Genomic DNA, 10,238 nt, shown 5'->3' on the forward strand with positions numbered 1-10,238 from the left:
ACCGCTAAAAAACGTCCACTGGACGTTTTTGTCGCATGCTTGGCAGCCAATTCGAGCTGTTATGGCTGAACTGTTACGATTTTATATATAAAGTGAGGGATTCTATTTGGAACAGAAAATTTGTACAGACAATCATACAAGTAATGCTGGAACGATTCTTGGATGTCAGAGCATTGCATTTGCAAAATCTCCTTATATTATCAATGCAGGTTCTGTGGTGGGAAGTAAGGAGTCAGAAGGTCCCCTTGGAAAATTATTTGATATGGCAAATGAAGATAATTTATTTGGGGCAGATACATGGGAAGAGGCGGAGAGCAATATGCAGAAAGAAGCATGCGTACTTGCTCTTGGAAAGGCACATAAAGAGGCGGAAGAAGTGCGCTTTATTTTCGGAGGGGACTTGCTCCGTCAGGGAATTGCCACATCCATGGGGGTGGAGGCATTACAGATTCCTATGTTCGGGTTGTATGGGGCTTGTTCCACGTCCGGAGAGGCGCTTGCCCTTGCTTCTATGAGTGTAGCGGCAGGGTATGGAGAATATATGCTGGCAGTGACGTCCAGTCATTTCGGAAGTGCGGAAAAGGAATTCAGGTTTCCTCTTGGATATGCCAGCCAACGCCCATTATCGGCACACTGGACAGTGACCGGAAGCGGAGCTTTTCTTGTCGGGACGGAAAAGAGCCATATTCGTATCAGCGGTGTGACGGTGGGAAAGATTGTGGATTACGGGTTAAAAGATTCTCAGAATATGGGAGCATGCATGGCACCTGCTGCATGTGATACGATCGTCCAGAACTTCAAAGATTTCAACCGGAAGGAAGAGGATTATGACCGGATCATTACTGGAGATTTGGGCTGTGTCGGACAAGATATTTTGTTCGATCTGGTGAAACAAAGAGGATATGATATTCAGACGAAGCACATGGATTGCGGTATGACGATCTTTGACCAGAAGACGCAGGATACTCACGCCGGAGGAAGCGGATGTGGCTGTGCGGCAGTGACTCTGGCAGCATATATTTTGCCAAAGGTCAAAAAGGGAGAATGGAAGCGGATTCTGTTTGTCCCCACAGGGGCATTGATGTCAACGGTCAGTTTTAATGAAGGGGCAAGCGTGCCGGGGATCGCACATGGAATTGTGATTGAGCACTGCTAAAGTACACATACTAAGCGCTCATAACAAACAGAATGATAAGTTCGTGAAAATAAATACTCGTATGAAGGGAGACAGATTATGGATTATATCAATGCTTTTTGGATTGGCGGATTGATTTGTGCTCTGGTCCAAATCTTACTGGACCGGACAAAACTCATGCCGGGGCGGGTGATGGTACTTCTTGTATGTGCCGGCGCTGTGCTTGGCTTTGTTAATGTTTATAAGCCATTTCAAGAATTTGCGGGTGCAGGAGCAAGTGTTCCGCTTCTGGGGTTCGGAAATACACTGTGGCAGGGAGTCAAAGAAGCGGTGGATAAGAGCGGATTTCTCGGAATTTTCCAGGGCGGTTTTCAGGCAAGTGCAGTAGGGATTTCTGCGGCTCTTATTTTTGGATATATTGCATCCTTTATTTTTGAGCCAAAGATGAAAAAATAGTGTTGTTTTTCGCAGGGGATAATGGTATCGTAAAAAAGTAAGAAATTTGCAGGGAGGCAATGTATTATGAGTTACGCTGGAATCATTATCCCCTTTGTCGGGGGACTGGGAATGTTTATTTATGGTATGCAGATTATGGCACAGGGGCTGGAAAATGCAGCCGGAAGCAAAATGAAGTCTCTTCTTGAGGCGCTTACGAGAAACAAACTGCTGGGAGTTATGCTGGGAGCACTGATTACAGCAGTAATTCAGAGTTCATCGGCAACGACAGTTATGGTTGTTGGATTTGTCAATGCAGGAATCATGAATCTGACACAGGCTATGGGAGTGATTATGGGAGCCAATATCGGTACAACCGTAACCGGATGGCTCGTATCCAGTGTGGAGTGGGCAAAGTTTTTGAGCCCGTCTAATCTGGCGCCGATTGCTATTATGGCAGGTGTCATTGTGATGCTCACCGGAAGCCGTCGTTCCACAAAGGATCTCTCCAGCATTATTATCGGATTTGGTTTACTGTTTGTTGGAATTACAACAATGTCATCCGCAGTAGCGCCGCTTCAGGAATCTGAATCATTCAGGAATCTGTTTGTAACACTGGGACATAATCCATTTCTTGGAATTATTGCAGGGGCGCTTGTGACAGCCGTCATTCAGAGTTCTTCTGCGTCTGTCGGTATTCTGCAGAGTCTTGCGGCTGCAGGACTGGTACCGCTCAATGCGGCGGTTTACATTATTATGGGACAGAACATCGGTACTTGTGTGACAGCTATTATGTCCAGTATTGGCGCCAAGAAAAATGCAAAGACAGCAGCCATCATGCACCTCTTGTTCAATATTATCGGAACTGTTATTTTCAGTATTCTGGCAATTGCTCTGTTTAAGGTGTTCTTCGTAGAAGCTGGATTGGGAATGATATCACAGACACAGATCAGTACCGTGCATACGGTTTTCAATATTGGAACAACTGTCCTTCTGTTCCCATTCTCAGACTGGATCATCAAGCTGGCAATGAGACTGGAGAAGGAAGATACTACGTCAGAAGACGAGAGCAGAGTACTTCTGGACGACCGTATGCTGGAGACTCCGGGAATTGCATTAGAGTCAGCGATCAGTGAAGTGACTCGTATGGGTAATATTACACTGCGTTCTACTGAGAAGGCAATCGAGGTTCTTTTTACAAAGGATTATCAGAAGATTATGGAAATCAAAGAGGAAGAGACAACGGTTGACAGTCTTTGCCGGGGGATTACTGATTATGTTGTTAAGCTAAGCACCCTTGCCTTGAATGAAAAAGAACATCATCAGGTTGCAAGCGTATTGCAGACTCTTTCTGATATAGAACGCATCAGTGATTATTGTGAAAATATTTCCGAGTTTGCGGAGACGTTGAGTGAGCGCAAAGCAGTTTTCACAGAAGTGGGGAGGGAAGAACTGCGTGAAATGGCAGTTGTCTGCGCAGAAAGCTTCCGTTATGCCATAGAAGCATTCGCAGAGAATGATAAAGGCAAGGCGATGAAGGTTATCGAAAAGGAAAGCCAGGCGGATGAATTGGAAATTAAACTCCGCAGCGGACATATGCAGCGTCTTGCAAACAGCCAGTGCAACACTGACGCCGGGATTGTATATCTGGATGCACTGGTAGCATTGGAAAGAATTTCTGACCATTCCAGAAATATTGCTGAAGAAGTATTAACAGCGTAAAAAAATAAAATTGATATCCGTAAATTGAAAAATATCTGGTGTGGGTATGCAAGAATGAAATTGTTTGATATAATAATAAAAGACTGACACAGATATTATCAGACGGAGGTAGAAATTGTGAAAATTGTATTGGAACGATATCACGGACTGGGGAACGATTATCTTGTATTCGACCCGAATAAGAATGAACTGGAGCTGAACAAAGACAATGTTGCAATGCTCTGTAACCGTAACATGGGACTTGGCTCAGATGGAATTTTAGAAGGACCGTATATCGGTGAAAAGCAGATGTCATTGAAGATATGGAATCCTGATGGAAGTGTTGCTGAAAAGAGTGGAAATGGTGTCCGCATTTTTGCAAAATATTTAAAGGACTCAGGGTATGTGCAGAAGAAAAAATATGATTTAATGACAGACGGAGGACCGGTTGAGATTACTTACCTGAATGAGGATGGAAGCAGACTTAGGGTTTCCATGGGCAAGGTATCCTTCTGGAGCGATGAGATTCCGGTTACAGGAGAGCGCAGAGAAGTGATTAATGAAGATATGGTGTTTGGAAGTACACTGTATCCGGCAACTTGTGTATCTGTAGGTAATCCGCACTGTGTCATTCCTATGCGTGAGATTTCCAAGCCTCTCGTATGCAAAATAGGCAATTTTTCTGAAGTTGCAAGATATTTTCCGGAGCGTGTCAATACGGAGATTATGAAGGTGATCGATAACAGTCATATTGCAATTGAGACTTTTGAGCGCGGAGCCGGTTATACCATGGCAACGGGAACCGGAGCCTGCGCGGCTGCGGCGGTTGCATATAAGCTAGGTACCACAGGCAGCAAAGTAATTGTGCAGATGCCTGGGGGAGAACTCCAGGTAGAAATAGGTGAAGACTGGGAGGTGTATATGACCGGGGATGTATTCTATGTTGCAAAAGTAACACTAAGCAGCGATTTTGCAGAGAAGCTTCGTGCTTTATAAACAAGTAATAATTAGGGGAAGGGAATGAAAGAGCTTTCTTTCGGAGAAAGATAATACAAATGAAAATAGCAGTGATTGATGACAGAGCAGAAGATAGAGACATTATAGGAAAGTACATCGAGCAGTATATGGAAAAGCGTCTAATGGCTTATGAGACTGTTGATTTTGAGTCAGGAGAAGCATTTCTGAAAAGTTTTGCGGCCAAAGAATATGCACTGGTGTTTCTTGATATTTATATGAAAGAAGGGGAAGCAGACGGAATAAAGATAGCGGAACAGCTTCGGAAGAAAGACTCCGAGGCGGCGGTTATATTTTCCACAACTTCACCGGATTTTGCCATCAAAGGCTATCTGGTGAAGGCTGTAGGATATTTGTTGAAGCCGTATGCATATGGACAGTTTGAGGAGACGATGGATACCATATTTAGTAATCTGCAGGCGGAACGGCGCTATATCGAAGTTAAAGAGAAGAAGATTATGGTGCGTGTGATGCTGAACGAGATTATATATTGCGATTATGATAATCATTATATCCGGATTCATACAAAAGACAGGATTATTCGTTCTTATATGCCGTTTCGGGAGTTGTGTGACAAGCTTTGTTATGAACAGTTTTTGTGCTGCTACCGCAATATTGTCATCAATATGGATGAGGTACAGGGAATGGAGTCTCAGGTTTTTGTTATGAGTAATGATGAGCAGATTCCTATGCGGCGACAGGATAAGCTTGAACTGCGCCAGAGATATGCAGACTATGTATTCAATAAAATGAACGGAGGAGGAAGATAATGAATTATCTGGTGATTTTATCTTTCACCTTATTACAGACGATACCGCTTGTCGGTATCTTTCTGTATATTTTCAGGGAAAATATAGTGATTCCCCCTATGATTGGATTTAGTATAGCTGTTGCATTACAGATTTTTTTTGTATTTATGACTGGTGGGACCGTGGAGCGGATGGATACATATGCATTTAGCAGGCTGATATCTTCTGTCATCACAGTTGTCTTTCAGTGGTTATTGATCAACCTGTTTACAAATTTAAGTAAAACACAAACTTTATTTGTAATATTAGTCATGATAAGTGTGGTAGATGATATTGTATTGTCTGTATCAATGATTTATAAAGGTCAAGTGAGTACAGAACAGGTGACGCAGTGGGAATATGCGGGCTGGGTAGCACTTTTTACTGTTCTTTATGTACCGCTTTTTTATGCCCTGCTGAAAAAAGGAGTACAGCCATTGATTGCATGTACACGGGATTATCTCATGTGGAAATATATGTGGCTTCTGCCTTTGTTTGTATTTGTGATGTATCGGATCTGCGGATGTCCGGATTATTATAATCAGGGATTTATCTGGCATCCGTCAATGTATGTGCTGCCATATATCTGGACAGGAGGAAGTATCGGAGTATTCTATTTTGTGCTGCGGAGTCTGCGAATGACATATGAACGGAACCTTGTTGAGCATGAATTGGAGGTGTCAGAGCTGATATCTGGGGCATATGCCAAGCAGTATGCTGCGCTTCAGAAACAGATGGACAATGACAGAAGAAACCGCCATGATTTCAGACATTCTCTTCTGATGATACAGCAGTATGCGCAGGATAGAGATTGTGGTAAGATTCAGGAGCATATTCAGCAGTATCTGGACAGCACAACGGCGGATAAAGCACGGCCGTTCTGCGAAAATATCCCCTTGAATACAATATTGAAATATTTTGCAGGGTTGGCAGAAAAAGAGGGAATACATACAGATGTGAAAGCAATTGTTCCGCAGGAACTGGAATTGACAGAGACAGAGCTGTGTGTGCTGGTTGGGAATTTAATGGAGAATGCTCTGGAGGCTTGCAGGCGGCAGACGAAAGGTGAACGTTATATCCGTGCAAGACTGGAGAAGAGGGAAAAACAAATGTTTTTCATCAGTATACAAAATTCTTACAGCCATACAATTATAGAGAAGCAGGAGAAGTTTATTTCATCTAAAAGAAATGAATATGGAATCGGGCTGTTATCAGTTTCACATATAGTGCAACATCATGAAGGCGTGCTGAAAGTGCAGTATTCTGATGGAGTGTTTACAGTAAATGTGCTGGTGAACTGTTAGAAGCGGGAACAATGATAAGTCAGCCCGTATTTCGGAGCGGACTGATAGTAATGGAGAGGTTAGAACATGAAATTTACGAAAATGCAGGGACTGGGAAATGATTATGTATATGTGAACTGTGTAAATAAAAAAATGAAAAATGCATCAGAGATGTCTGTTTTGGTCAGTGACCGTCATTTGGGAATCGGTTCTGACGGGCTGATTTTGATTAATTCCTCAGATATAGCAGATTTTGAGATGGAGATGTACAACGCAGACGGCTCACGGTCAGAAATGTGCGGGAACGGTATTCGATGTGTTGGGAAATATGTCTATGATTACGGTCTGACAGACAAGACACAGATTTCTATAGAGACACTTGCAGGAATAAAATATCTGGAATTGATGGCAGAAGACGGTAAGGTGCGTCAGGTACGTGTCAATATGGGAAGTCCGGTTTTGAAGCCGGAAGGAATTCCGATAGCATTGAAAGGAGAAAATGCCATTGATGTGCCGATTATGGCAGGGGAAACCGAGTATCGCATGACAGGAGTCGGAATGGGAAATCCGCATACAGTCGTATTTATGGAAGATTTGGAAAGGCTAGATATAGAAAAGATAGGTCCACTGTTTGAAAACCACGAATATTTTCCGAACAGGGTAAACACTGAATTTGTGAAGGTGATTGACAGAAAACATGTACAAATGCGGGTGTGGGAACGAGGTTCAGGAGAGACACGAGCCTGCGGCACAGGAGCATGTGCAGTGGCAGTAGCATGCATTCTGAATGGACTGACAGAAGACGAAGTGACCGTTACCCTTCCGGGAGGGGATTTGCAGATTCAATGGGAGAGAAAAGAAAATATTGTATACATGACAGGTCCGGCGGAAGTGGTGTTTGAAGGCGAGTGGAATCACTAAAACTGAATTTTCAGACAATGTCAAAAAAAACGAAATAAAATCTAAAGAATAAAAATAAAAAAAGGGCTTGATTTTTTTTGTGAGTCTGTTATAATAACCATGTTGCGTGTGACAAGCACACAAAAACAACAGCTAATGCGGAATGGTGTAATTGGCAGCACAGCAGACTCTGACTCTGTTAGTAGGGGTTCAAGTCCCTTTTCCGTAGCTTGGGAATCTGGAAAACAGATTCCCTATTTTATCGGAGTGTGGCTCAGCTTGGTAGAGCGCTACGTTCGGGACGTAGAGGTCGCAGGTTCAAATCCTGTCACTCCGATTGGTGAATAAGTCAGTAAAGACAAGGGATTGCGAGGTTTCGCAGTCCCTTGTTTCGTTATATGATTGTTTTTACCTAAGAATTTTTTATTAATGAAAGATTATGTATGATAATCGAATACATAAAAAAGTGGAAAAATATATATTGTATGATAGTGGGAGATAGATAAGAATACTAAAATATAATGAAAAATAGTCGAATTGTAATAAAATCAATCATTCCACAATGAAAAATGATTATGTTCTTCATTTTGGAATATGATTCTTAGAAAGATTCTTACTGTTCTTCTGATACACTGGCGTCAGGTATAGTGATTGCAGACATTAATTCCAGAGAGTTATTTGTCATTTGCTCAAGAATATGTGCGTAGTTCCTCATTACAGTTTCTACGGCATCTCCCATTGCTTCAGCAACAGCTTTGATATGTACACCTTTTAAAAGTGATAATGTGGCAAATGTGTGCCGTAATCCATAAGGTGTGATTGGCTTTAACTGCATTTTCGGGGATGCAGCATTAATCCGGGCAATGAGTCTTTGGAAATGCTGGCAATATGTATCCGGATTGATAGATGATCCGTCATTCAATAAAAATAAAAAACGGTAATTATCATTTGGAGAACGCAAAAGGTCGCTTTTGCAAATTTGATCCTTGAAAAGCTGTATCAACGAATCTGGAATCCGTAACGTTCTTTGTGCACCGGAATTTTTTAAATCTGTAAGTCTGTTCTTTTTATCAAGACCATGGTTCAGCGTGATCAGATTAGTGTCACCGGAAAGGGTCAGATCATAAACGCTGATTCCGCAGACTTCGCCCGGCCGCATTCCGAAGGTAGAGTTTACAACATACATAAAATAATAAGAGTCTTCTTTGGTATAAGGGTGGGTGATAAAATGTTTCAGTTCATCTTCAGACCAATACTTTTGGGAGTCAATCCCCTTGGTTTTATTTACAGGACGCGCAATGTTTTCTCTGCAGGGATTTTCTTCAAGGATATGCAGAGGGCTGATTGCATAATCCATAATCTGCGATAATAGGTTGAAAGCAAGGTTGACAGTTTTGGGGGCATATTTCTGTGTCAACAGGTTTACCCATTTCTGAACCATCTCAGCATCAATGTTTTCAATTTTCATATCATCGAAGACCGAAAGGTAAATACTGCAATATGTTTCATCACGTTCTGCCGTATTAATATCCTTTGTAATTCTGGTTTCCAGCCAGCGGTTCCGCAATGCTTTAAATTCACTGCTGGTTGGAATTGTTCGTAATAACTTTTGGATTGGTATATCACTAGTAAGAATTTTACCGATATCAAGATTTTTATATAAAGTTACATCGTGCCGCAGCAGTTCATCCAAACGGAGTTGCATATTTTGCTCCTTGCGTTTGGCTTCGGTTTTGCGTAGATATCCGGGTCCCCAGAGAGGTGTTTTCTTTTTATTGATTCGGTAGGTGGATATGACTGGATAGTAATATGTTACAGATTTTCCGTTTTTAGATAGTTGTTTTTCTTGTATACTCATTTGTACTCTCCTTAAAGATAAACAATTCAAGGTGCATATATACAAATACAGTGTACCGGATTCCGGTACATAGTCTAAACTTAAATTAGAATCATTGACATTCAAGCTGAATTTGCTATAATATACTTAACAGGAAAGCTGGAAGGGAGCTACTACCTCCCCACTCTGGCGAATAAACTAGTTATTAAAAAATAGCCGTCAACTTGCCATGGTTGGGACGGCTATTTTTTATGTGTATAAGTCAGTATTGCAACAATGAGTAACGCTACGGAAACTATAAGTTGTAATTTTTCATATGTACGCATATAGCACCACCTCCGACAGGCTCAGAGTGGGTGCAGCACGTCCCCCAGCTTTCCTGGTAAATATATTATTGATAAAGTGTATTAAAATATAGCGTACCGAAATTCGGTACAAAGTTTAAGTTGAAATTGAAGTGATTGACATTTGATACTAATTTGTTATAATATACTTAACAAGGGAGCCGTTGGTCAGAGCACACCTGACCGCTGGCAAATAGTGTTATTAAGAAATAGCGCCTAGTTTACCAGACCGGGGCGCTATTTTTTGTGTTTAAAAATCGTTACAATAAGAATGAAACCAAATAAGGACAAAATAAAAAATAAGCTTTTTCAGAATGATAGTCCACTGTAATAGCGAGCATCGGATTATGGCAATCACAATCCTGATTGTTTTATCTTTTAAGAAAAAGATAGAACAATATTAGATGATGTGTTATACTTCTTATGTTGTCCAACCTACACCCGGCAACGGGAGGAGGTGTTTGCATGGAGTTTGTCATATCTTTTATAGTCGCTGTTGCGGCTGGTGTAGCCTGCCACTACATCATCAAATGGCTTGACAGTGACCGAAAGGACAACGAATAGCCTAGTGGGTGCTTTACCACTATAAAAGAAAAGAAGAATCCCCAGACAGTACTGCCATACGATCTGGGGATTCGTTTTTTGTTCACATGGAACTGTCATATCCTTTTGCCTATTGGCATTATAGCATATGCAAATTTTAATTGCAAGATACATTTCTTTTTTTTGAGTTTCCCCATTTTTTAATTCCTCATGCCCCACAATCCGCTATTTTAAAGTATTCGAACAGGGTTATCTGTT

General features: G+C 41.6%; 8 protein-coding genes and 2 tRNA genes. 9 read left to right on the forward strand and 1 reads right to left on the reverse strand.

Annotated elements, in window-relative coordinates; genetic code table 11:
- The first annotated feature begins 106 nt into the window (after nt 1-106).
- The 9 genes from NFS18_RS18180 (at nt 107) to NFS18_RS18220 (ending at nt 7,593) form a co-directional block, all read left to right on the forward strand.
- Nucleotides 107-1,156, forward strand: coding sequence for a stage V sporulation protein AD (locus NFS18_RS18180; protein ID WP_251392835.1), 1,050 nt, complete (start codon nt 107-109; stop codon nt 1,154-1,156).
- Nucleotides 1,157-1,234: 78 nt separating this feature from the next.
- The gene (locus NFS18_RS18185; RefSeq protein WP_251392836.1) at nt 1,235-1,591 is read left to right on the forward strand and encodes a SpoVA/SpoVAEb family sporulation membrane protein; all 357 of its coding nucleotides are present in this window, start codon (nt 1,235-1,237) and stop codon (nt 1,589-1,591) included.
- Between the two features lie 66 nt (nt 1,592-1,657).
- Nucleotides 1,658-3,292, forward strand: a complete 1,635-nt coding sequence (locus NFS18_RS18190) for a Na/Pi cotransporter family protein (RefSeq protein WP_251392840.1) — start codon at nt 1,658-1,660, stop codon at nt 3,290-3,292.
- A 117-nt stretch (nt 3,293-3,409) separates the two neighbouring features.
- Nucleotides 3,410-4,267 carry a diaminopimelate epimerase gene (dapF, locus tag NFS18_RS18195; protein ID WP_251392842.1) on the forward strand — a complete coding sequence of 286 codons (858 nt, stop codon included), beginning with the start codon at nt 3,410-3,412 and terminating at the stop codon, nt 4,265-4,267.
- Nucleotides 4,268-4,326: 59 nt separating this feature from the next.
- Complete coding sequence (locus NFS18_RS18200) at nt 4,327-5,055, forward strand: LytR/AlgR family response regulator transcription factor (protein ID WP_251392844.1); 729 nt, start codon at nt 4,327-4,329, stop codon at nt 5,053-5,055.
- The gene (locus NFS18_RS18205) at nt 5,055-6,377 is read left to right on the forward strand and encodes an ATP-binding protein (protein ID WP_251392847.1); all 1,323 of its coding nucleotides are present in this window, start codon (nt 5,055-5,057) and stop codon (nt 6,375-6,377) included. Before NFS18_RS18200 ends, NFS18_RS18205 begins: the two co-directional genes overlap by 1 nt.
- 66 nt (nt 6,378-6,443) lie before the next feature.
- Nucleotides 6,444-7,277 (forward strand): diaminopimelate epimerase, encoded by an 834-nt coding sequence (dapF, locus tag NFS18_RS18210; protein ID WP_251392849.1) that lies wholly within the window; start codon nt 6,444-6,446, stop codon nt 7,275-7,277.
- Nucleotides 7,278-7,413: 136 nt separating this feature from the next.
- A tRNA-Gln gene (locus tag NFS18_RS18215) sits at nt 7,414-7,485 on the forward strand.
- A gap of 34 nt (nt 7,486-7,519) precedes the next feature.
- A tRNA-Pro gene (locus tag NFS18_RS18220) sits at nt 7,520-7,593 on the forward strand.
- 276 nt (nt 7,594-7,869) lie between these two features.
- Here NFS18_RS18220 and NFS18_RS18225 read toward each other — a convergent pair.
- Complete coding sequence (locus NFS18_RS18225; protein ID WP_251392851.1) at nt 7,870-9,114, reverse strand: tyrosine-type recombinase/integrase; 1,245 nt, start codon at nt 9,112-9,114, stop codon at nt 7,870-7,872.
- Nucleotides 9,115-10,238 lie beyond the last annotated feature (1,124 nt).

Source organism: Mediterraneibacter agrestimuris (assembly GCF_943193195.1).
Taxonomy (GTDB): Bacteria; Bacillota; Clostridia; order Lachnospirales; family Lachnospiraceae; genus Schaedlerella; species Schaedlerella agrestimuris.

What these genes read in the sequence shown, in the direction of transcription:
- dapF (WP_251392849.1), top strand. Translation starts at nt 6,444, where the DNA reads ATGAAATTTACGAAAATGCAGGGACTGGGAAATGATTATGTATATGTG.
- NFS18_RS18225 (WP_251392851.1), bottom strand. Translation starts at nt 9,114, where the DNA reads ATGAGTATACAAGAAAAACAACTATCTAAAAACGGAAAATCTGTAACA.
- NFS18_RS18185 (WP_251392836.1), top strand. Translation starts at nt 1,235, where the DNA reads ATGGATTATATCAATGCTTTTTGGATTGGCGGATTGATTTGTGCTCTG.
- NFS18_RS18200 (WP_251392844.1), top strand. Translation starts at nt 4,327, where the DNA reads ATGAAAATAGCAGTGATTGATGACAGAGCAGAAGATAGAGACATTATA.
- NFS18_RS18205 (WP_251392847.1), top strand. Translation starts at nt 5,055, where the DNA reads ATGAATTATCTGGTGATTTTATCTTTCACCTTATTACAGACGATACCG.
- NFS18_RS18190 (WP_251392840.1), top strand. Translation starts at nt 1,658, where the DNA reads ATGAGTTACGCTGGAATCATTATCCCCTTTGTCGGGGGACTGGGAATG.